At 44.3% G+C, this 22361-nt stretch carries 17 protein-coding genes; 5 read left to right on the plus strand and 12 right to left on the minus strand.

Annotation, left to right across the window (positions count from 1 at the left end):
* Window positions 1–11: 11 nt before the first annotated feature.
* From QY309_02115 to QY309_02150, 8 genes are all read right to left on the minus strand, one after another.
* Complete coding sequence (locus QY309_02115; protein ID WKZ60281.1) at window positions 12–2972, minus strand: gliding motility-associated C-terminal domain-containing protein; 2961 nt, start codon at window positions 2970–2972, stop codon at window positions 12–14.
* Between the two features lie 80 nt (window positions 2973–3052).
* A complete protein-coding gene (locus QY309_02120; protein WKZ60282.1) occupies window positions 3053–3811 on the minus strand; it encodes a hypothetical protein in 759 nt (252 codons plus the stop codon).
* A 153-nt stretch (window positions 3812–3964) separates the two neighbouring features.
* Entirely contained in the window at window positions 3965–5053 is a 1089-nt protein-coding gene (locus tag QY309_02125; GenBank protein ID WKZ60283.1) for an alpha/beta hydrolase-fold protein, read from the minus strand.
* A gap of 58 nt (window positions 5054–5111) precedes the next feature.
* Complete coding sequence (locus tag QY309_02130; GenBank protein WKZ60284.1) at window positions 5112–6419, minus strand: agmatine deiminase family protein; 1308 nt, start codon at window positions 6417–6419, stop codon at window positions 5112–5114.
* Window positions 6420–6516: 97 nt separating this feature from the next.
* Complete coding sequence (locus QY309_02135) at window positions 6517–7146, minus strand: DUF2306 domain-containing protein (GenBank protein WKZ60285.1); 630 nt, start codon at window positions 7144–7146, stop codon at window positions 6517–6519.
* A gap of 39 nt (window positions 7147–7185) precedes the next feature.
* Entirely contained in the window at window positions 7186–7935 is a 750-nt protein-coding gene (locus QY309_02140; GenBank protein WKZ60286.1) for a hypothetical protein, read from the minus strand.
* 13 nt (window positions 7936–7948) lie between these two features.
* Window positions 7949–8578 carry a response regulator transcription factor gene (locus QY309_02145; protein WKZ60287.1) on the minus strand — a complete coding sequence of 210 codons (630 nt, stop codon included), beginning with the start codon at window positions 8576–8578 and terminating at the stop codon, window positions 7949–7951.
* Window positions 8579–8631: 53 nt separating this feature from the next.
* Window positions 8632–10650: a tetratricopeptide repeat protein gene (locus QY309_02150; protein WKZ60288.1), complete on the minus strand. Its 2019-nt coding sequence runs from the start codon at window positions 10648–10650 to the stop codon at window positions 8632–8634.
* Between the two features lie 133 nt (window positions 10651–10783).
* On the opposite strand from QY309_02150, the gene QY309_02155 reads away from it, so the two are divergent.
* From QY309_02155 to QY309_02175, 5 genes are all read left to right on the plus strand, one after another.
* Window positions 10784–13231, plus strand: coding sequence for a DNA translocase FtsK 4TM domain-containing protein (locus QY309_02155; GenBank protein ID WKZ60289.1), 2448 nt, complete (start codon window positions 10784–10786; stop codon window positions 13229–13231).
* Window positions 13232–13278: 47 nt separating this feature from the next.
* Window positions 13279–13920: an outer membrane lipoprotein carrier protein LolA gene (locus QY309_02160; GenBank protein WKZ60290.1), complete on the plus strand. Its 642-nt coding sequence runs from the start codon at window positions 13279–13281 to the stop codon at window positions 13918–13920.
* 65 nt (window positions 13921–13985) lie between these two features.
* Window positions 13986–14810, plus strand: coding sequence for an orotidine-5'-phosphate decarboxylase (gene pyrF / locus QY309_02165; protein ID WKZ60291.1), 825 nt, complete (start codon window positions 13986–13988; stop codon window positions 14808–14810).
* Window positions 14811–14942: 132 nt separating this feature from the next.
* Complete coding sequence (locus tag QY309_02170; GenBank protein WKZ60292.1) at window positions 14943–16220, plus strand: DUF2851 family protein; 1278 nt, start codon at window positions 14943–14945, stop codon at window positions 16218–16220.
* Complete coding sequence (locus QY309_02175) at window positions 16217–17464, plus strand: hypothetical protein (GenBank protein WKZ60293.1); 1248 nt, start codon at window positions 16217–16219, stop codon at window positions 17462–17464. Before QY309_02170 ends, QY309_02175 begins: the two co-directional genes overlap by 4 nt.
* Window positions 17465–17526: 62 nt before the next feature.
* On the opposite strand, the gene rny is transcribed toward QY309_02175, so the two are convergent.
* The 4 genes from rny to pheT form a co-directional block, all read right to left on the minus strand.
* Window positions 17527–19095, minus strand: coding sequence for a ribonuclease Y (rny, locus tag QY309_02180; GenBank protein ID WKZ60294.1), 1569 nt, complete (start codon window positions 19093–19095; stop codon window positions 17527–17529).
* Window positions 19096–19161: 66 nt separating this feature from the next.
* Entirely contained in the window at window positions 19162–19449 is a 288-nt protein-coding gene (locus tag QY309_02185; protein WKZ60295.1) for a cell division protein ZapA, read from the minus strand.
* Between the two features lie 21 nt (window positions 19450–19470).
* Window positions 19471–19767: a hypothetical protein gene (locus tag QY309_02190; protein WKZ60296.1), complete on the minus strand. Its 297-nt coding sequence runs from the start codon at window positions 19765–19767 to the stop codon at window positions 19471–19473.
* A 62-nt stretch (window positions 19768–19829) separates the two neighbouring features.
* Window positions 19830–22244: a phenylalanine--tRNA ligase subunit beta gene (pheT, locus tag QY309_02195; protein WKZ60297.1), complete on the minus strand. Its 2415-nt coding sequence runs from the start codon at window positions 22242–22244 to the stop codon at window positions 19830–19832.
* Window positions 22245–22361 lie beyond the last annotated feature (117 nt).

Below are 22361 nucleotides of genomic sequence, written 5' to 3' on the forward strand. Positions count from 1 at the left end.
TTGAGTAGTTGCTATCGTTTTAACGACAAGTAGCCGACTTGTGTGGGCCGCCCGCCCAAAAATTCAATTTTATAAAAGTAGGTGCCTGCAGGCAGATCGGATCCATTGTTGGACTTACCAATGAATAGAACAGAAGCGTTATCGTAATTGCGGCCATCCCAAACCAAATCCCCCCAACGATTGTAAATGCTTACCCGGTTTTCGCGTGTGTCGTCAAATTTTTCAATGTGCTCTATCAGAAAAATATCATTTCGCTCATCACCGTTTGGTGAAATGGCCGTGAAAATGTCAATATCACCCACCACTTCCAATGAAAGAACTTGTTGGGTGCAGGCGGCAAAGATGTCACACACTTCGATGGTAATGTTCTCCGTTCCGGTAAACGAAATGCCTTGGTAATTGATGATCAGGTTGAAGTTACCATCGATGGTTGCTGTTGCTCCGCTTGTAGGTTGACCGATAATGGTGAGGGTAGAGAAGTCAACATTATCGTTGGTATCACTGATCAGGTCAACCAGGTTTATGGTAATGATTCCACCAATGGGCGTCACTGATGTTACCGGTGCGATTACAGGAGGCTCGTTGTCGCAACCGGGTGTTGCAATGGTGGCCGTTACGGGCGTGCGTGTGCTTTCGCAGGTTCCATTATTAATGGCAACATAATAGGTGGTGGTTACTGATAAAACAGGAGTAAGGAGCGTGCTGTTTACTTCTCCTGTCAAAGCTGTTCCGCCCGATGCCACGGTGTACCATCTATACTGCCCGTTTGTTCCACCCGATGCGCTTAAGGTTACACTTCCGGGTAAGCAAGACTCAGCACCTGTTGTCGTGGGTGCAGTTGGTAATGTGTTGATTGTTGCAACTACTGGTGTGCGCGCACTCTCGCATGTCCCGTTGTTAATCGCGACATGGTAAGTTGTAGTTGTGCTAATGGAAGGGGTTGTGTAGGTGCTGTTTGTTTGCCCGGCAATGGCTGTTCCACCCGTTGGCACGGTGTACCAGCGATATTGCCCTGCTACACCACCAGCTGCGGTGAGTGTAACGGTTCCCGTTCCGCATCGCGCAGCTGCAGTAGTTGTTGGTGCTGCTGGTATTGTGTTAATGGTTGCCGTTACAGCGGTACGTGTACTTTCACAAGTTCCGTTGTTGATGGCAACGTGATAGGTTGTTGTGGTACTAAGAGACGGGGTTGTGTATGTATTGTTGGTTTGTCCTGCTAAGGCTGTTCCGCCTGTTGGTACAGTATACCAGCGATATTGTCCGGCCGCACCTCCGGCTGCTGAAAGTGTTACGGTTCCTGTTCCGCAACGGGATGCACTTGTGGTAGTAGGCGCGGCTGGAAGAGTGTTGATGGTAGCCGTTACAGCAGTACGTGTACTTTCACAAGTGCCATCGTTTATTGCAACATGGTAGGTGGTTGTTGTGCTTATTGAAGGAGTGGTATAAGTGCTGTTTGTTTGACCGGCAAGGGCCGTTCCCCCGGTTGGCACCGTATACCATCGGTATTGTCCGGCTGCACCTCCGGCTGCTGAAAGTGTTACGGTACCTGTTCCGCATCTTGATGCGCCTGTTGCTGTAGGCGCTGTGGGCAGTGTGTTAATTGTTGCGGTAACGGCAGTTCGCGCACTTTCGCATGTTCCATTGTTAATCGCGACATGATAAGTAGTAGTTGTGCTTAATGAAGGAGTGGTATAGGTGTTGTTTGTTTGCCCTGCTATGGCCGTTCCACCCGTTGGCACCGTATACCACCGGTATTGCCCGGCTGCACCACCTGCTGCACTAAGCGTAACGGTTCCAGTACCACATCGTGCCGCACTTGTAGTTGTAGGCGCGGCAGGAATAGTGTTAATGGTGGCCGTAACTGCCGTACGCAAACTTTCGCAAGTTCCGTTGTTGATGGCAACGTGATAGGTTGTTGTGGTACTAAGAGACGGGGTTGTGTATGTATTGTTGGTTTGTCCGGCTAAGGCTGTTCCGCCTGTTGGTACAGTATACCAGCGATATTGTCCGGCCGCACCTCCTGCAGCTGATAGGGTTACGGTTCCCGTTCCGCAACGGGATGCACCTGTAGTAGTTGGTGCTGCGGTGAAGTTAACTGTTAGTGTTGCTGAATTAGTTATCGCATCAACTACGTTTATTCCTGAAACACGACACCGGTAATTGCCAGCACCAAAATTTCCGGTAGTGTTAATGGTGAGGGTTGCTGTGGTAGCTCCGCTATATCCACCAGTGTTTGTAACATTTGTCCAAACCGAGGGGCTGCTTTCAATCTCCCATTGATACGTGATGGTTGGATTGCCGGATGCAGCCGTTGTAAGGGTTGTGATGGCACCACTGCAAACTGTTGCATTGGTGGGTTGTGTATTGATAATGATTGGAGGTGTCATACTTACATTATCTAGCCGACCCGTTACGTTAGCATCCCGATACAATCCTCGGATTTCAAGTGTGGCTAAATCGCCAAGAATATTTTGAATCTGTATTTCAGTGGCAGCTGCACCAGCCGGACTATTGGTTGTTTTCCAATAGCCTAAAGAATTGTTCAGCACAACTCTATAAGTTGCCCACGAAGGGGCTGCGGGGGGTTGGTTGGAGGTTGGTGGAAAATAATACAAGACTACACCCAGATTGTTAGCTATAGTTACCTCCGCATATTGATTCGGTGCACCTGTAGTGCTTTGCTGAACATCGTACTGTAATGTTCCGTTGTAATAGGTACTTCGGTTTCCCAGATACGTGGTAGGGGCTACAAAATTAAAGGGAACATATAAGCTTCCTGCACCCAGATTAATAATAAAGGGAGAACCGAATACAAAACCTCCAGGATTACCCCCGGTTCCGCTATAGCCAATTGTCCCGTCAGCATCGTTTGGTGTAGTCCAGCCTAGAGCATTTGCATTGAACGTGCTGCTGATTTGAGCATGGATGAAAAAACTAATAAGAAAAAAGCCAGGCAGCAGAAGGTATCGCATGGAAATGAGGGGTTTGGGGAAGCTAAATTTCGGAAAATTTTAGAATTAAACCGCTTTTAAAGTTGGCTTGTAACAAATTATCAGGAATAGAAAAAAGCGGCCATTCGGTTCCACACCGGATGAAACGCCATGTTAAAAAAGAGAAAAACCCCGAGTCCATGAATGGCCAGTATAATACCGGTTGGTTGGAGGCTTTGATTTTTCTTTTTATGAAATAGCAAAAGCCCTGCAAAGACAACTGCCACCAAACCAAATACAAAATTTTCGGCAACCACATTAAATGACCAATCCATTGCATCACAAATATGCCAGATCAACCTATCGCCAGCCGGGCCGAGAATGGTTAAAGCCGCAGCCAGCATAAAGGTGGCATGTGCTATCAGCTTTTTTCTGAAGTAAACACCAAGTGTATAGTGCACGAATAACCAAACCCAATACATGCTACCAATTGCAACTGACTCGGCCGCTTTAATTTGAATAGGCAAATCTTCCGTATAATATCCGGGAGGGCCCACCTCCTCACCGGATAAGGCGCGCTGATACGAGAAGCGAAGCATGAAATAACCGCTGACGATAACCAGTGGCATCAAGGCATAACTGATTTTGCCAACCAGCCGATGATGATTTAGCTTATTGAACTTAATTAAAAGCGTTTGCGCCACAACGGTAGCTAACCAGAGCAGCATAAATACACTGTGCAGGTGAATGATAGCTGAAGTGGGTGTGGCTAACCTGGAGAAGTAGCTGGGGTAAAATCCAAAAAATGTAATAGGGATGAGCAGGAGCAAGGCCCACGCAGTGCCAGGTAGTAAAACTCTTTCGAAGGGATGGGTTTTCATGTTGTTGATTTGTTGTTTTTAGAACGCTTCCAAATCTTGTTGACGAGCCTGCCGATCCCCCATTCAGATGTACGATTTATCAATCCTTTTATCTATTCAAATACGCGGAAATAAATTCATCAAAATCAGCTTTGTTTCATAGAGTTGAGATGGTCATTTATTGTTTGCGGTTTGATGTTGTTTAAAATTGAGATAAGCGTTGAAGAAGGGAAGCAGTTCTGTGAAAATCCTTCCATTAAATCCATCGAGCATGTTCACATGATCACCGATATATTCTTCAGCATAGTGCTTAATACCAAGAGCCTCAAGTTTTTTGCTGAATTCGAGATTTGTTCGCGGTATATGTTTAAACTCTTCATTCCGACCCCAATCTATTTTTAGTGCGGATAAAGTCTTCAGCTCTGCTATGTGGTCATCGATCATATTGATCGGAAAATTTGTCTCCCATTTTTTAAGTACTGAAGTATTTACCTCCATTTTGCCATCAACGTATTTTATGGGTTGATCGGCCTGTAACAAGGGTTCATTTACATTGGGAGAATACATTCTGCAAAGACTTGCGTAAAGCATTTCAAAAAACGGAAACTTTTCAAAATCGTAGTAGGGCACGGCATTGCGTAAAGAGTCCATATTTGTTTGCTGGGTAACTCTTTTAAAAGCCGGATGTGCTAATCTGAATTCTTCGGAGAAATGCAAAGCACCCGGACTCATTGCGTATACAGCGCTAAACTTATCAGCAAATAGCATGGCAATTTTCAATGCTCCATTGCCTCCCATAGAATGTCCGGCTAACCCCCTGCTGTTACGATTGGCAATTGTTCGGTAATGTTTATCCATATATTCCACCACATCTTTCCCAATAAAATCAGCCCAGTTTCCAGCAACAGATGAGTTGGTATAAAAGCTGCCAAAGTATTTTGTCATGCTGTTGGGCAGCACAAGAATCGAAGGCCGAAGAGTTCCCGCATGTATGGCAGAATCCATCAGGTTTTTAAATCCGATCCACTCCATCATATCTTTATCATCAACAGCAAAGCCATGTAAGAAGTAGATTACAGGATAGCGTTGGTTAGAAGTTTCGTAACCTGGAGGTAGGTATATAGAGAGCCTTCGGTTGGCCTCTTCACCGCCTTTGTTGTTTTGAATAGAAGGAGCCAGAAATTGTACAGTGGTAATTGTGCCCTGACTATAAGCAACCAAAGTAAGCGTTAAAAGCAAAAGAGTGCCTAATACTTTTCTCATACGGTTTATATTGTTGGTGATGGATTTTCTATTTTGATACTGTCGCTTTTTTCGTGCACTACTTTTTTAGTTGAGGTTCTTGCTGTGTGCTGCAATGTATTCCGCCTCCGTTCCAGTTTAAGGGTAATGCGTTGATCCAAACCTGTTCCCGGTCAGGAAATACTTCTTTAAGAATGGCTTTAACCTTTTCCTCGCGTTCAGTAGGTGTTCCATGTTGGGTGTAGCTGGCGTTGATAATTACTCCATTGCTGACCAAAAAATTCAGGTAAGAGGATGCCGCAACACGAATTAATGTATCACCAACAGCCGGACGCTCTGCTGGCAGAAAAGCTTTTGGTGTTAATTTCCAGAATTCCATGGGCGAAGATTTCTCAGCCACCACTGCTGGTTGTTCAATGGGGCTGGGTAAAGGAACTTTAATAATGCGAAAGGGTTTTTCATCCTGATCGGTTGAGGCTTCCAGAATTTTTAAATTTTCCTGCATGCGAGAGTAGGTGAGTTGGTTAAGCGGATGGAGATCTTTTTCTGCTTCATCAATCCAGGCCAATAGAATGGTATTTGAATTGGCGAACCGAACAAACTCATCGGTGTGGCCACCGGTGCCCATAGTAACGTACTTGCCGTTGTGCAAATGCCAGATGTGCTCATCATCTGCCAGGCCTTGCTTGAGCCAGATCACCTTCTTTACATTCATCACGCGCTTGTATTCCGCTTCGATTTCTTCTTTCGTCCAGCCCGGATTGCGCTGAAGTGTAACCGATTCGCATTGAATCAGTACACCTTTCCCATTCGACTCAAGTGATCCGCCTTCTATAATAAGATTTGATTTTATGTGGCGTGCTCCGGTAAGTACACCCATCAGGCTATCCACCTTGCTGGTTTTTCCAGTCAGTTCTTCCTTTTCCCAATAGTTGATGCTATCGACTCGTTCAGGTTCACGTAGTTTCCACCAGGCGTAATACCCGTACAGATTCCAGCCAAAATCGGCTGCTGCCAATTCACCGTTCTGGTTTACTAAAAATGCCGTGCCGTGGTCGCGAATCCAATAGCGATCTCCGGGAGTAACAAAAAACTGAATGGTGGTTGTGTCGATTCCTGCCAATGAGAGCCGACTTTGAGCAGCACGTTTAAGACTGTCAGAATCAATGGCAATCTTCACCGGCACTTTTTCGTCTAGTCCTTTAATAATATCAAACACAACTTCATGTATGGTGGTGTCATATTCTTCCCAGCCTAGCCATACAGCCTCATGCGGTTCAAATTCACCGGGCATATAAAAAGCGGCAGGGTCGGTTTGAGTTTGCTCTTTGCATGAAAACACAACTATGTTTATTATTAAAAAGAGAGAAGCTATGTAGTTTTTCATGATTTAGGGTTTTACAATCTTATAATTTACAATTACAGTAATTTCTTCCTTTCTTATTAGAAGTTCAATCACTCAGGGATAGCAAATTGACATAGTGTTAATTTTTACGACCATAAACGGCAGGTATCCAGGTCATCCATATTTCAGCAAGAATAAGCGGAACAAACGACCAGAAGTATTCTTGCACTACGCGTGCAAAAGTCGGATCGCCTATTTTTCCAAATAGAAAATCCAGAGAAAATACATCATTTACTCTTACCAATACAAAAGCAAGCACGCAAATGTAGGAGCGCACCATCATTTGCCGATGGGTCTTGATGTTCCCTGCTTTAATGGCTTTCCATGCAAAGAAAGTTGAGACAACTGCAAACACGGTTAATAGGAATAGTGATATCCGGCAGGGCACGCAAGGACTGATCAATGAAAGTCTTCCGGCTGAAATACCAATCAGTACGATGCCGAGCATATATATTTTTCCTGCCATGCGATGGAATTTCATAAACCGGTTTCGGATAAAAGACCAGAACTGTGTCGGTCCCAATAACAATGTAAAGGTCCCTCCAACCATGTGCATAACCACCCATAACTGGTTGTCGAAAATCTTGTCGCCAAATATTGGACTTCTGTACCCATAGAAGTAAGCAATAACGTTATCAAGTAAGAAATAGGCTGACAGAAGAATGATCAAAGTCCATAAAAGAATATTTGCTGTTAATTTTATTGCCATTTGATCGTGAATTTGAATAGGTCTAATTTCAATTCTCTATCAGTTCAAGAAATGAGATGACGCCAAATCTTTTCCAGTCTCCGTAGCCGCTATCAAAACTGAAAAGAGCATTCCTAAGGCCACAGCCAGGAAGCTGATAATGGTTATTCGTTGTATGCTTCTGTTGGATAAAAAATCGTAGAGTGGCACGCTCAGCATAATGCAAAACAGTACACCCCAGGTGAGCGGCCAGTTGATTCCGCCAAAGCTATCGGTCTGCGCAATTTGTGCAGTCATTCGGCCCAGTGCGGGTAACATTACGGTGAAACCAGCAAATAACATTAAGCGCTTGTGCCACGCTGTCTTTTTTCGGTAGTAAATAGCTGCACCAATCAGACTTGGAAAGAGGATAAGTGAGAACACATCAATCCAGAAAAGCAAAGAAAGGCCTTCGCGTAAAACAGGAGGGGGCACACCCAATGCCAGCAAGCGTGGCCCAAATCCATTCATCGCCATAATGCCTGTTGGAACTACGAGCAGAGCCACTACCAGTCCGACCCAGCCCAACGCCATGTGCGCTTTGATGTTTTTTGTTTGTACAAAGCCGGTTTGTACAACCAGTAACAACATCCATGTGCTCATCACCAATCCATGAATGATCAGGTAAATGGGTAAGCCTTCTGGCCCAAATCCACCTTCCGTTGAAGTGCTGTCTCTGAAAAAGAAACTTGGCCCAAATCCTTTCAGTACAATGGCCAGCAGCAGCAACGACATGACCGGAAAAAACAGATCACGTGATTTTTTATTCATTTGAGACGGGTTTTTAAACTAGTTTTTCATTAATGGCTTTGCTTACGGCCTCTGTTTGCGAATGCACCTGTAATTTTTCATAGACTTTTTTAATGTGTGTGCGCACCGTATCCAGACTGATCTCCAATTGCGCGGCAATCATTTTATAGCTGTTGCCACTGCTGAGTGATGCCAGAATTTCTTTTTCGCGTGTGGTGAGCTGGTATGGATTTTCATTTCCTGGCTTGCGCATGGATTCAATAACCATGCGGGCAATGCTGGGCGACATCGGGGCCCCTCCGCTTAAAGCTTCATCGATGGCATCAAATAATTTTTCCGATAAATGCTTTTTGAGTAAATATCCACTGGCTCCGGATTTTAGTGCTTCAAATACATGCTCATTGTCATCAAATACCGTGAGCATAATGATCGGTATAGTGCTGTTGAATTTTCGGATTTGTTTCACAGCCTCTATGCCCGTCATACCCGGCATGTCAATATCCATCAATACAATAGTGGGCTGAATGGCTTTGATGTGTTCAGTTGCCTGTAACACATTATCATGTGCTGCTTCAACTGTATAACCATCTTTAGCGTTGATTAAACTGCACAGACTTTCCCGCAACAGCGGATTGTCTTCATAAATAAGGGCTTGAACAGCCATAGGTAAAATTTATATAAAGTAAAGTGAATGTTCCTGATAAAGATATACCCCAATCATGTGAGGGGTATTTCCACCAAAACCTCTGTGCCGTGATCCAGACTGCTTTTTCGCTGTAAACGCGCATGCATTTCACGTGCCCGCGACTCCATGTTGCGCAACCCATTCCCCGCTTTGACGGTGGCTTCTTCAAAACCCTTTCCATTATCGGTGACCAGAAGTGTGAGCATATCATTAGCATGTGTTAAGGTCACCTGCACTTCGCTGCCCTCACTATACTTGGCGGCATTGTTCACGGCCTCTTTGAAAATCAAAAACAGGTTCTTTCTTTTTTCGGCATTCAGGTGAATGTGATTGGCTTGTTCGGGCATTTGAAAATGAATGGTGATGCCTTTCGGTTCCAGTATTTCTGCAGCAAACTCTTTCATTTTAATGATGAGCTTTTCTAACGTATCATTCTCCGGATTTATCGCCCATACGATATCCGACATACTCTCCATCATTCGTCCGGATTGTTCATGGATGCGTTTAAAATGAGTGCCCGCATTTCCGTTTTGTTGCGTCAGGCCAATCTGGCTGATGATGTTTATGCTGGAAAGTGTTGAGCCTAAATCGTCATGAAGATCGCGGGCTATGTTACTGCGCATTTTTTCAATTTCAAGTTGGCGCCTGGTTCGATTAACCACTCGGTATCGGTTTACTAAAAGCGAACTGATGATGATAACGGAGATCAGTGCAATGCCAATGATGGTTTGCTTTGCCCGTTGACGGTCAAGTTCGGCTTCCTGTACTTGTTGTTGTGCTTTAAGCAGGGCGATTTCATTTTCTTTTTGCGCCACCTCGTATTGTGTTTCCAATTGAGAAATGCGGAGCTTAACTTCTTTCCCTTCCAGCAAATCTGTTAGTTCATGCTGACGACTCAATTGTTTATAGGCTTCTTCATAATTCTTTTCCTGAAGGTAAAATTCTTTCAGGAACGTAACGGCATTCAGTTCGCTGATCAACTCACCGCTGGCTTGTGCCTGGGCTACACTCTCCTGTAGTTTTTGCAGCGCAAGTGATTTCCGGGTTTGATCTTCATTGGCCTGTTGCGTGTAGATGCGCCCTTTTTCGGCCGAGATAAATGCATCGTATCGTGTTATGCTAATTGTTTTAAAAATTTTTTCACCCTTATCGAAATAGTTGAGTGCTTCCTGCAAGCGATTCATTTTCTGATAAATCTTTCCCAGGTTTACGTAGTTCATTCCAATTTCCTCCTGTTGCTGCAGTTCTTCGTTTATTTTTAACGATTGATACTGAAATTCCAATGCCTGCGCAAAACGTTCAGTGTCCATAAATACGTTAGCCAGATTATTATACATCACGGCAATGCCACGTTTGTCATTGCGTTTAATGCGTAACGCAAGAGACTTCTGAAAATACTGTTCGGCTTTAGCATAATCTTTTTGCTCGTAAAAAATATTTCCTAACGCGTTATAGCAAAAAGAAAGGCCAATCTCATTGTTGATTTCCTCAAACAACGCCAGTGCTTTAAATATTGATTCTTCGCGTTTCGTTGCCTGATTAATGCGGGCGTATACATTTGACATGTTCAGGTAATTGCCGGCCATTCTTTCTTTTCCGATAACGGCCTCCCCGAGTGCAGCATTTTGCTCATAAGCGGCCAATGCTTCTGCATAATTTCCGTAATTGTTATTGAATACACCCCACCCCGTCAGGTAGGTTGAAAGCGCTTTGTTATTTGGATTTTTGTCGAGGTAATTTTTGGCCTGATTAAAAAAATACAAGGCACTGTCGCGGTTACCAGTTGAAGAATACACGCCTGCCATTCGAACGTAGGCGGCACTTATCCAATTACCGGGCACTCCACTTTCATGCAATGCAATGGCTTCTTTGAAGTACCTGCGGGCTTTGATATTATCATTTCGCTCGTTGGCAATACCAAGGTTAACGAGCGTTCTGGCGTGGCTTGAATCATTCAAGTTCTTATTGACAATGTTGAGCATGCTGTCAATTCTGCTTTGTGCAACGAGCTGGAAGGAAATCAGAAGAAAGAGGAGGATCAGGCGCGGCATGGGGCTTTTGTAATTTACCAAGATAAGCAATCAACCTGAACCGTCCATAAAAGCTGGACGATTGAAATTGCCTTATTGGAAAACTCATGTTTCAAGGTTTTTCCTTAGTTTTGAGTACTTTTTAAACTTATCGATGGCTCAGAATACCTATAAATCAAACACATTTAAAAAACCTGAGAAAGAGAGAAAAAGCAAGGCATCCAAGAACAACAAATTCAATTTTGATTTTTTTACTGATCCGCGTTTCGGGTTGGCGTTCGGTTTTGTAATTCTTATCTCGGCAGTTTTTTTGTTCATCGCATTTGTGTCGTACCTGTTTACAGGTAAGGCTGATCATAGTGTGGTAGAAGGAGTGGCACAGGGCGGCTTATTGGAATCAGCCCTTGAGACCGAAAACTGGCTAGGGTTGTATGGCGCCATGGCATCCCATTACTTTATTTTTCGTTGGTTTGGGGTATCGGCTTTTCTGGTGCCATTCGTATTGTTTTTACTCGGCTTCAAGTTGGCATTTAAGCGGGCTTTGTTGCCAATATCAAGTTCACTGATTTTCAGCGTATTCACCAGCCTGTGGCTGTGCCTGCTGTTTGGGTACTTAACCCTGAATGTGGATGGTGTAATAGAATGGAGTTTTCTCGGTGGTGGCTTGGGTTACCAGATGGCCATGATCTCGCACGGCTTATTGGGCTGGGGAACGTTTCTGCTGCTCGTGCTCTCGTTGTTCCTATTCATCATTTTCTTTTTTAATGTAACCTCTATTCCGGCATTTCTTCCGGCTGATCCAAAGCCCATGGGCAATGATGCCATCATAAAAGAGGAAGCTGCTCCTGCCTATACAGATGATCAGGATAACTGGCCCAAGCAGGTTGAAAAAGATGAGGAAGAAATTCCCGAGCCTGTTGTGTTGGTTAAACCACAGGAGCCGGTTGTTCCTGTTAAGGAAGTAAAACTTGAAGTTGATAAGACTGAGTCGATTAAAAAGGAGAAGGATAAAGCAGAGCCGGATTTTATCATTGAGGAACGAACCGAAACAGATGAGGTAGCAGAGAAACTGGTTGAAGATAAGGGCGTGTATGATCCCACGCTCGACTTAAGTAAATATAAGTTTCCGCCACTTGAATTGCTCAATGAGTATGATACCGGAAAGGTTCAGGTAACGCAGGAGGAGCTGAATCAGAACAAAGACAAAATTCTGGCCACACTCACCAATTTTAAAATCGGTATTTCCAGCATTAAGGCAACCATCGGCCCGACCGTTACGCTTTATGAGATTGTTCCGGATGCCGGTATCAAAATATCACGAATAAAAAACCTGGAAGATGACATTGCCTTGAGCTTAGCAGCCTTGGGTATTCGTATCATCGCACCTATTCCCGGCAAGGGAACCATTGGTATTGAAGTGCCCAACAAGAACCGCGAGATGGTAAGCATCCGTTCTGTACTTTCAACCGTTTCATTTCAAAAAACAGATAAGGAATTACCAGTTGCACTGGGAAAAACCATTTCCAACGAAGTGCTGGTTATTGACCTGGCCAAGATGCCGCACTTGCTGGTGGCTGGTGCTACGGGTCAGGGTAAATCGGTTGGGTTAAATGTTATTCTTGGCTCCTTATTATATAAGCGTCATCCATCGCAATTGAAATTTGTATTGGTAGATCCCAAAAAAGTAGAGATGGCGCTGTTCAGTAAAATCGAACGTCATTACCTGGCTAAACTTCCTAACAGTGAGGAGGCCATCATTACCGATACACGCAAAGTGGTACATACATTGAACTCGCTGTGTATTGAAATGGAAAACCGGTACGAAATTTTGAAAGATGCCGGAGCCCGAAACCTGAAAGAGTACAACGCGAAATTTGTCGCGCGCAAACTTAATCCGAAAGAAGGGCATCGGTTCTTGCCTTACATTGTGTTGGTGATTGATGAGTTAGCTGATTTGATGATGACGGCTGGCAAAGAAGTAGAAACACCGATCGCGCGGTTGGCTCAATTGGCGCGTGCCATCGGCATTCATTTGGTTGTTGCTACACAACGTCCATCGGTGAACGTAATCACCGGTGTGATCAAAGCAAACTTCCCGGCTCGATTATCCTTCCGGGTAACTTCCAAGGTTGACTCGCGCACTATTCTCGATACTGGTGGGGCCGATCAATTGGTAGGTATGGGCGATATGTTGTTGTCATCCGGATCGGATATTATTCGTTTGCAGTGTCCGTTTGTTGATACGCCTGAAATTGAGCGCATCTGTGAATACATCGGCTCACAACGCGGGTACGATTCGGCATACTTGCTGCCCGAATATGAAGATGAAGAAAGTGGTGCATCAACGGTTGACCTTTCAGAACGCGATGCCTTGTTTGAAGAGGCGGCAAAACTCATCGTTATGCACCAGCAGGGAAGTACTTCCCTCATCCAGCGCAAGCTGAAACTTGGCTATAACCGGGCAGGTCGCCTGATCGACCAGCTTGAAGCAGCCGGAATTGTGGGGCCTTTTGAAGGCAGTAAAGCCCGCGAAGTGCTGATTAAGGACGACATGAGTTTGGAACAATTATTGAATGGATTGAAGGAAAAACACGGCCAGTAACGTATTTTTGCAGCCGCTTTAGTTAATCGTTCACCAGTAAAATAAACATGAAAAAGTACGCTATCGCACTTCTTTTGGCACTTTTTGCCAAAGCATCCTTCGCCCAGTATGATCCCAAGGCCCTCGAAATTCTGGAGGCCATGAGTAAAAAATATAAAGCCTTCACTTCATTTGAAGCCAACATCACTTCCAGCATGACCAACGATGTGGAGGGCATCAAAGAGGAGTTTAAAGGAAAAATCACTGTAAAGGGTGATAAATTCCGTCTGGCGATGGATGATCAGGAAATCATCAATAACGGGACTACGGTATGGACGTATTTGCCGGCTGCCAAAGAGGTGAATATCGACAATTACGATCCGGATGCGGATGAGATCAATCCATCAAAAATCTACGAATTGTATAAAAAGGGTTTTAAGTACCTGTACCTGGAAGACCAGACTGAGAACGGTGTGTTGTGCGATGTAGTTGATCTTGTTCCTGAAAAGAAAGATGCGCAGTACTTCAAGATCAAAATGAATATCGGCAAGAAAGATCGCAGCATTCAAAGCTGGACGATGTTCGATAAGAGTGGTAACAAGTACAAGTATACCATTACTAAATTTTCGCCAAACGTAAATGTGGCTGATGCCTTCTTTACGTTTGACCCCAAAAAATACCCGGGCGTAGAAGTAATTGACTTACGATAGAAATAAACCCCATCACAAAGACCCGGAAGCTTTCGAAAGCTTCCGGGTCTTTTTATTTTTAGGCTATGAATAAAAAGCAGCTTGTTGAAGAAATTAGAAAGAAACAATCTTACCTCTGCGTTGGATTGGATACGGACATTAAAAAAATACCCGATCACCTGAAGGGAGAAAAAGATCCGGTGTTTGAATTCAACAAGCAGATCATCGATGCCACACACAACTATTGTGTGGCTTATAAGCCGAACATTGCTTTCTATGAAGCACTCGGTCCGAAGGGGTGGGAGAGTCTTCAAAAAACATTGGAATACGTTCCGAAAGATTGCTTTACGATTGCCGATGCCAAACGTGGGGATATCGGGAACACTTCTTCATTATATGCGCGCGCATTTTTTGAAAACATGAACTTCGATTCGATTACGGTAGCGCCCTATATGGGTGAAGATTCCATTAAACCATTTTTACAATTCAAGGATAAGTGGGTTATTCTGTTGGCGCACACATCAAATCCAGGTAGTGCCGATTTTCAATTGATCGAATCCAAAGTAACCGACAGAAGGTTGTATGAAGAAGTTATTCTAAAAGCCAAAACATGGTCAACACCCGAACAACTGATGTTTGTAGTAGGCGCAACACAAGCCGATAAAATAAAACACATTCGCGAGCTCGCTCCCGAGCATTTCTTTCTGGTGCCTGGCATTGGTGCTCAAGGGGGCGACCTGGAAATGGTTTCGAAGAATGGCATGAATAAGGAGTGTGGCCTGTTGGTGAATTCTGCACGGGCAATTATTTACGCCTCTTCGGGAAACGATTTTGCACAAGCGGCCGCAAGGGAAGCCAAAGCGGTTCAGGAGCAGATGCGTGTGTTTCTGGAGTTAATGGAAAAATTGTAGGATATCTCAAAAGATAAGTTTAACCACAAGGCACACAAAGAATGCACAAAGTTCACAATGAAGAAGCTGCTTTGAGACCTTTGTGTAGACCTTCGTGTCCTTCGTGGTTTCTGTATTTCTATTACTTCTAAAATGACCGAATCCTTCCTCCACTACCTCTGGCAATTCCAATACTTCGACAAGAAGGAATTGAAAACCACTTCGGGGGAGTTGGTGCAGGTGCTTCATCCGGGTATGCGCAATACACATGCGGGTCCTGATTTCAGTGATGCAAAAATCAAGATTGGTTCGTTGGAGTGGCGCGGCAGTGTGGAGATTCACATTTCGGCATCAGGCTGGCTGGATCACCACCATAGCAATGATGGCGCCTACGAAAAGGTTGTGCTGCATGTAGTGTGGGAAAATGATAAGGCCATAGTCCGCAGTGATGGATCACCCATGCCAACATTGGAGTTGAAGAATCGGGTTGACATTTCACTTTGGAATAAATTCAAAAAACTTCTGGCCAGCTCTGACTCCATTCCATGTGCATCCTCATGGAACCGGGTAAGTGAGGTAGTGAAGTTGTCCATGTTGGACAAAGTTCTGGCCCAACGGTTGGAAGCAAAAGCAGGGGTTGTACTTTCCATGTTGGATAAAAATCAAAACGACTGGGAAGAAACGGCTTATCAGCTTCTGTGCAAGAATTTTGGTTTTAAAGTAAATGCAGATTCATTCTTACGACTGGCAGAAACCACTCCTTTTAAAGTTCTGAGAAAGCATATCAACAATACTACACAGGTAGAGGCTTTGCTTTTTGGTCAGGCTGGTTTTCTGGAGAAGGTTGTAAAGGATGAGTATTCCACTTTGTTGAAACGGGAGTATGCGCTTCTGGGAATAAAATACAATCTTGAAAATAGACAACTCCATCAATCGCAATGGCGGTTTTTGCGGTTGCGACCAGCCAATTTTCCTACTATTCGTTTGTCGCAGTTAGCCGCTTTGTTGATTCAGAACCGAAGTATTTTTTCTTCCATTATAGACACAGTCTCCTATGAAGAGTTGTATAAACGCCTTTCAGTAAAGCAATCGGCTTATTGGCAAGCGCATTATCAATTTGGTAAACCAGTTGAACGCGTACCTTATCTTGGAAAGAGTAGTATTCAGAATCTGATCATCAACACCGCTATTCCTGTATTGGTGGCGTACGGAATTCGTCAGGATGATCAACAATATATGGAACGCGCATTGGACTGGCTTCAACACCTGCCGGCTGAGAAGAATACCATCACCCGACAGTGGTCTGGGCTCGGCCTAAAGATCAAAACCGCTTTCGATTCACAAGGCCTCATCGAACTTTATAATAATTATTGTTTGAAGAGGCGGTGTCTGGATTGTACTATTGGAACATCATTGGTCAAGCCTTCATGATTTCAATCTTCATTCATCTTGCTATCATTTTTTCGCTCGCTTTTTGGTGGTTTACGCGATATCCCGAAAATGGTAAGCTGGTCTATTGGCTGTGCCTGGTGTTTAAACTTGGAGCTGGATTAGCGTTAGGGTACGTGTACAGCACATACTATATCGACAGTGATACGTTTAATTTTTTTCAGGATAGCCTTCGGTTAGCAGAAATAGCCAAGACCAACTTGCGCGAGTATGTGGCCTACTTGTGGTTCGAAAAAGAGCCTACGTTTTCAGGTGAGAACCGCACCTTGTTTTTTGTGAAGCTGGTGAGTGTATTCACTTTGTTGACACAAGGCAATTACTGGATTGTATCGCTTTATTTTTCCCTCTTTTCATTTGCGGCATCCTGGTGGTTGGTTTCGTTAATCAGCCGGTACTACCCGAAAGCAAAATTTGCAGCCATACTGGCGTTTCTCCTTTTTCCATCAAGCGTATTCTGGAGTTCAGGTATTATCAAAGAGAGTGCTGCAATGACCATGCTGTATGTACTCTTAGGTATATTTCTTACCGTATGGCAACACAAAAAATTCTCATGGATGCAAAGTGTGGTGTTGTTGATTGCCACCTGGGTTTTATGGAGCCTGAAGTACTACTATGCAGCCGTATTTTTTCCTGTGGCGTTATCTGCTTTGCTTACGCGATGGTTTGTTCAGGAGCGCATGCGCCTCTCAGCGGTTTCTGCATACCGCGAATTTGTATTACTGCTTGTACTGATGATGGTGTTTGTGTTCATCGTCACCTTTGTTCATCCGAATTTTTACCCGCAACGGATTCTGGAAGTAGTGGTAGAGAATTTCGAAGCTTTCCGGGATAAGTCTGACCCCGAAAAGATGGTTCATTTCCATAACCTGAAACCAACCGTTGGAAGTTTTCTGCTGAATGCCCCCTGGGCGTTGGTATCTGGGTTATTCAGGCCATTCGTGTGGGAGGCTTCTAATATTTTTTCATTGTTGGTAGCTGTTGGAAATCTTATCCTGCTGGCGCTCACCGTTTATTCATTCAGGTATTTTCGTGCGTTAACCACCTCGCCTGATCGCTTGCTACTTTTTGCCCTGATTGTTTATTGTATTTCGCTTTGTATTTTCCTCACCCTGTCAGCACCCAACTTTGGTACGTATGTTCGGTACCGGGTCGGGTTTTTCCCGCTGTTTATTTTGTTGATCGCGTTGGGACTTCCTCTGGAGCGATGGGTTAAGAAGATTACCTGAAACAGCTAAATAAAAACGGCAACCATACAGGTTGCCGTGAATATCTAAAAAAGTTTAATTGTTTACTTCGCGTAAGCCACTGAACGCATTTCGCGGATTACCGTAACCTTTATCTGGCCCGGGTACTGCATGTCGCGTTCAATTTTTTGTGAGATATCAAAACTCAACTGACTGGCACGATCATCGGTTACTTTTTCAGCATCGAGAATCACGCGCAGTTCACGACCCGCCTGAATGGCATAACATTTTTCAACCCCTTCAAAGCTGGTAGCCAGCTCTTCCAATTCGCGTAGGCGCTTGATGTATTGTTCCATTACCTCGCGTCTGGCGCCTGGGCGCGCTCCGCTTAGCGCATCACAAGCCTGTACAATGGGCGAGATTGGGCTGGTCATTTCAATTTCATCGTGGTGAGCGCCAATGGCGTTGCACACCACCGGATGTTCCTTATACTTCTGCGCCAGTTCCATACCGGCAATGGCGTGGGGTTTCTCCAATTCTTCGGGCCACACTTTGCCAATGTCGTGTAATAGGCCAGCGCGTTTGGCTTGCTTCACATTCAGTCCCAGTTCCGCAGCCATAATTGCGCACAGGTTTGCTACTTCACGTGAGTGCTGCAAAAGGTTTTGTCCGTAAGAAGAACGGAAGCGCATACGGCCAACCATCTTCACCAGTTCAGGATGCAGGCCGTGAATGCCTAAATCGATTACTGTACGTTCACCAATTTCTACAATTTCATCTTCAATGTTCTTGGAAGTCTTCGCTACAATTTCTTCAATGCGTGCCGGGTGAATGCGTCCGTCCTGCACCAGGCGATGCAGCGATAAACGAGCGATTTCCCTGCGCACGGGATCAAAGCCAGAAATGATAATCGCTTCAGGCGTATCATCCACAATAATTTCAACCCCGGTTGCGGCTTCCAGTGCGCGAATGTTTCTTCCTTCACGCCCGATGATTTTTCCTTTGATGTCATCGCTTTCAATGTTGAAAACCGACACACAATTTTCTATAGCATGTTCGGTGGCGGTGCGCTGGATGGTTTCGAGTACAATCTTTTTCGCTTCCTTGGTGGCCGTTAATTTGGCCTGTTCCATAATATCCTTGATGAAGGAGGAGGCGCGGGTTTGTGCTTCATCTTTCAAAGAAGCTACCAGTTGCTCGCGGGCTTCATCTGCTGTGAGTTTGGAGATGTTTTCCAGTATTTCAACTTTTTGCTGATTGAACCGATCAAGTTCTTCTTTACGCTTTTTTACCAACTCCAACTGATGCGCCAGGTTTTGCTGGGTTTCAGTCAGGTCTGATTCTTTGCGCTTAAGTTGCTCCAACTCACGGTTAACCTGTTGCTCGCGTTGTTTGATTTTTTGCTCGTTGGAGATGATCTGATTTTTCTTGCGGTTGGCCTCTTCCTCAAATTCAGATTTCATCTTGAGGATTTTCTCCTTGGCTTCAAGGACTTTGTCCTTCTTCAGGTTTTCAGCAGCAATTTCTGCTTCTTTCAACACCAGCCCTGCCTTGGCCTCAATTTCTTTTTGTCTACGCTTGTATTTTCTTTTATACAAGAATGTTCCGAGCACTACCCCGATCACAATGGCACCAAGTACACTGGCTGAGATAATTATTATTAGGTCTGTCATAATGGGTATCGTTAAGGTTACCAATACCCGGAAGGACTAACAATTCGTCCTATTGTTCAGAAGCTGTTAAAGAATAGACTGTGAAACGAGGTAATTCAGTTGATTTACTTTTTCAAAAACTGTTTGATCAATTTCCTGGTGATTTTCCTCTGATCTCATCTTTTCAACCAGACTATCAAAGGCCACCATAGACAGTAAATCTTGTTTATCGTCAATTCCGAATTGTTCCCTGTAAGATTTTAGTTTTTCATTGATCAGCCGACTCGCTGCGCGCACGCGTTCTTCTTCGTGGGCTTTTACCTTCATCGGGTATTCGCGATCCGCTATTTTAATTCGTATTGATAATTCCTCCATCTAACGTTGCTTACAGTTGTTCTATCGGCTTAAATACGCGATACACTTATCAATTTCCTGTATGTAGTCGTCTACTTTCTTTTTCAGCTCCGAAACACTTCCGTCTTCCGGGTTTATACTATCCACAATTTTAGAGATTTTAATTTGATTTTTAAAATTGACCAGTTGCTCATCGCGGCTGTGGAGATCCGCTTTAAGTTCCTGATTTTCAGATTTTAAGGTTTTGATTTCGTCTTTTAGTTTTTTGTGCTCGTTTACCAGCACTAAAATCTTACGCTCCAGACCGTTGAGGTTGGTTTTTAACAGCTCCTGGTTCATGTAAAAAAGGTTTTCAGGGTTACTGTTCTGGTTGCTGTCAGGCGTTCCGGAACAGGGTTTATTTATTTTCTTATAACGGCACCCAACTTTTGCTCGAAAGCTTCCATTAAGCGCTGCATGGTTGATTCAATCTCCTCGTCCGTCAGTGTTTTTGATTCATCCTGTAAGGTAAAACCTAAGGCATAAGCCTTTTTTCCTTCCGGGATTTTCTCTCCCTCGTACACATCAAAGGTAATGATTTCCTTGATGAGTTTCTTTTCAGTGGAACGCACAAGCTTCTGCACGTCTTCAAAGCTTACGTTTCGATCCAGTACAAGTGACAGATCCCTACGTACTTCCGGAAACTTCGGCACTTCCTTAACTACTAACTTAGGGTTTGCCTGCCTGAAAAGCAAGTCAGTATCCAATTCCGCATAAAATACTTCCTGCTTCAGGCCGAAATCACGCTGAAGGGTTGTTTTTACTTTGCCGTACTTGCCTATTACCTGGTTTCCACGCTCAAGTTGAACGGCATAATCAAACAGTGGATCACTTATGGCATGTAGTTTTACATCCTGCCAACCCGCCTTTATCAGTAGCTGATGGATGAACTGCCCCATGTCGTAGAAGGAAACAGGGTTTGTTTTGCGCTGCCAGTTTTCTGTCTCGAGGTTTCCGCTTATATAGAGCGCAAGTCGCTCGTCTTCCTTGAATTTTCCATCAAGCCGGTAATAGATTTTACCGAACTCGTACAGTTTCAGGTCTTTTTGTTTGCGGTTGATGTTATGCGCGCACACCTCAAGGCCGGTGAACAACATCGTTTGTCGCAAAATACCCTGCTCTTCACTTAATTTGTTCAGCATTTCAACGGGCTCGCCCGTAAACGTAAGCTTATGCTTTTGCTGATAGGCTTCATTGGTCAGCGAATTAGTCCAGATTTCGTAGAAACCATTGCTCACCAACAATTGACCAAGGGTATTTTTAAACTTGTTGATGTCTTTTTCCGGGAATTCAGCAATAAAATCGGATTGGGCGAATTGGCTAAGCTCTACATTATCAAATCCGTAAATCCGTAACACCTCTTCAATTACATCGGCTTCCTGAACCACATCAACCCGGTAGGGTGGAACCGATACGGTAAAGTGATCAGCTTGCGAATCCGTGATTTCTATATCCAGTTGGTTAAGTATGGCGGTTACTTCCTTGCGGGGAATAACTTTTCCGATTAATCGGTTCACATTTTTATCCTTCACCAGAATTTTCCTGTTCTCGATTTTTGAAGGATAAACATCAACGATATCAGAAGAAATTTCTCCACCTGCCAGTTCTTTAATCAACAAGGCTGCGCGCTTCAAAGCATATACGGTCAGATTCGGATCGGTGCCGCGTTCAAACCGGAAGGAGGCATCCGTTTTTAATCCATGATGCAACGAAGTTCTGCGAACATAATCCGGAGAGAAGTACGCGCTCTCAAGGAATACATTTTTTGTGTTTTCAGTAATGCCTGATTTTATGCCACCAAATACACCGGCAATGCACATACCTTCTTCGGCATTGCAAATCATCAGGTCATTAGCCTGAAGTTTGCGTTCTTTGTTATCAAGCGTAACGAAGGGTGTGTTTTGGGGCAGTGTCTTAACAATTACTTTTTTGCCGGTTATCTGATCCGCATCAAATGCATGTAGCGGCTGCCCGGTTTCATGCAATACGTAATTGGTAATGTCAACGATGTTGTTGATGGGAGTTACGCCAATGGCGAGCAGCCTGTTTTTTAACCACTCGGGAGATTCTTTAACCGCAATGTTTGCTATTGTTACGCCTGAATACCTCGGACACGCTTCTGCATTTTCAACCTCAATTGCAATCGGTAGTTTATGGTTATCGGTTTTGAAAGCATCAACGTTTGGCCATTTCACTTCACGGTTGCGTGCGGCTTTTATATCGCGGGCTACGCCAATGTGCGAAGCAGCATCAGCCCGGTTCGGTGTAAGCCCGATTTCGATAACATAATCAGAGGCGATGTTAAAATATTCAGCAGCGGGAGTTCCGTTGGGTAGTTTGGTATTCAATACAATAATCCCGGCATGACTTTCACCCAACCCAATTTCATCTTCGGCACAAATCATGCCTTCAGATTGCTCGCCCCGTATTTTAGTCGACTTGATGGTAAAAGATTCTCCCTTGGTTGGGTAGAGTGTGCTTCCAGGAACAGCCACCACAACTTTTTGTCCTGCTGCTACATTGGAAGCGCCACACACAATGGGTAAGGGGTTTTCGCCACCCACGTCAACGGTAGTAACCGAGAGTTTATCGGCATTGGGATGTTTGGCACAGGTCAGCACTTCACCAATAACCAAACCGGCCAATCCACCTTTAACAGATGAAAAGTGTTCAACATACTCAACCTCAAGCCCCGTAGAAGTCAGGACTTTGCCAATGTCTTCCGGTGATTCCGTAATGTCGATGTAATCTTTAAGCCAATTGTAGGAAATGGTCATGCGTAATAGTCAGCTTATTCGGGCAAAAATAAGGAAAAGAACCTCATCCCCAACCCCTTATCCTGCAAGGAGAATGGGCTTTTGAGGTTGTATATTTTTTTAACTGATTTCAGATTT

This window comes from Cyclobacteriaceae bacterium (assembly GCA_030584025.1).
GTDB lineage: Bacteria > Bacteroidota > Bacteroidia > Cytophagales > Cyclobacteriaceae > UBA2336.

Excerpts from the sequence above, each read along its gene's own strand:
- pyrF (WKZ60291.1), top strand. The coding sequence starts at position 13,986 with ATGAATAAAAAGCAGCTTGTTGAAGAAATTAGAAAGAAACAATCTTAC.
- QY309_02130 (WKZ60284.1), bottom strand. The coding sequence starts at position 6,419 with ATGAAAAACTACATAGCTTCTCTCTTTTTAATAATAAACATAGTTGTG.
- QY309_02190 (WKZ60296.1), bottom strand. The coding sequence starts at position 19,767 with ATGAACCAGGAGCTGTTAAAAACCAACCTCAACGGTCTGGAGCGTAAG.
- QY309_02150 (WKZ60288.1), bottom strand. The coding sequence starts at position 10,650 with ATGCCGCGCCTGATCCTCCTCTTTCTTCTGATTTCCTTCCAGCTCGTT.
- pheT (WKZ60297.1), bottom strand. The coding sequence starts at position 22,244 with ATGACCATTTCCTACAATTGGCTTAAAGATTACATCGACATTACGGAA.
- QY309_02125 (WKZ60283.1), bottom strand. The coding sequence starts at position 5,053 with ATGAGAAAAGTATTAGGCACTCTTTTGCTTTTAACGCTTACTTTGGTT.
- QY309_02170 (WKZ60292.1), top strand. The coding sequence starts at position 14,943 with ATGACCGAATCCTTCCTCCACTACCTCTGGCAATTCCAATACTTCGAC.
- QY309_02160 (WKZ60290.1), top strand. The coding sequence starts at position 13,279 with ATGAAAAAGTACGCTATCGCACTTCTTTTGGCACTTTTTGCCAAAGCA.
- QY309_02135 (WKZ60285.1), bottom strand. The coding sequence starts at position 7,146 with ATGGCAATAAAATTAACAGCAAATATTCTTTTATGGACTTTGATCATT.
- QY309_02140 (WKZ60286.1), bottom strand. The coding sequence starts at position 7,935 with ATGAATAAAAAATCACGTGATCTGTTTTTTCCGGTCATGTCGTTGCTG.
- QY309_02120 (WKZ60282.1), bottom strand. The coding sequence starts at position 3,811 with ATGAAAACCCATCCCTTCGAAAGAGTTTTACTACCTGGCACTGCGTGG.
- QY309_02155 (WKZ60289.1), top strand. The coding sequence starts at position 10,784 with ATGGCTCAGAATACCTATAAATCAAACACATTTAAAAAACCTGAGAAA.
- QY309_02145 (WKZ60287.1), bottom strand. The coding sequence starts at position 8,578 with ATGGCTGTTCAAGCCCTTATTTATGAAGACAATCCGCTGTTGCGGGAA.
- QY309_02175 (WKZ60293.1), top strand. The coding sequence starts at position 16,217 with ATGATTTCAATCTTCATTCATCTTGCTATCATTTTTTCGCTCGCTTTT.
- QY309_02115 (WKZ60281.1), bottom strand. The coding sequence starts at position 2,972 with ATGCGATACCTTCTGCTGCCTGGCTTTTTTCTTATTAGTTTTTTCATC.
- QY309_02185 (WKZ60295.1), bottom strand. The coding sequence starts at position 19,449 with ATGGAGGAATTATCAATACGAATTAAAATAGCGGATCGCGAATACCCG.
- rny (WKZ60294.1), bottom strand. The coding sequence starts at position 19,095 with ATGACAGACCTAATAATAATTATCTCAGCCAGTGTACTTGGTGCCATT.